Origin of the sequence: Acinetobacter sp. USHLN143 (assembly GCF_037145695.1) — a bacterium.
Taxonomy (GTDB): domain Bacteria; phylum Pseudomonadota; class Gammaproteobacteria; order Pseudomonadales; family Moraxellaceae; genus Acinetobacter; species Acinetobacter fasciculus.
This window is the reverse complement of sequence record NZ_JBBCWZ010000366.1, coordinates 1-215: the sequence shown is the minus strand read 5'-3', so window position 1 is coordinate 215 and position 215 is coordinate 1. Positions and strand designations below refer to the sequence as shown.

1 protein-coding gene is annotated in these 215 nt (G+C 34.0%); it reads left to right on the top strand.

Annotation, left to right across the window (positions count from 1 at the left end; all coding sequences use genetic code 11):
• Window positions 1-173 (top strand): IS3 family transposase (locus WFH18_RS18410; RefSeq protein WP_034678492.1); only part of this gene is annotated, 173 nt, incomplete at its 5' end.
• Window positions 174-215: the final 42 nt, after the last annotated feature.

The window sequence follows — 215 nt, the reverse complement described above, 5'->3', positions numbered from 1 at the left end:
GAATACTGAAAAATGAGTTAGTGCATCATTACAACTATCAAACCAGAGAAGAAGCCAAAGCAGATATTATAAAATACATTGAATTATTTTATAATCATCGAAGAATTCAAAAGGGTTTGGGTTTTAAGACACCAAATCAAATGGCCGAAGACTTTTATAAGTTGGCTGCCTAGAATCTCCCAAGGGAAAGTCTCCTGATAATTCAGCGTATATCA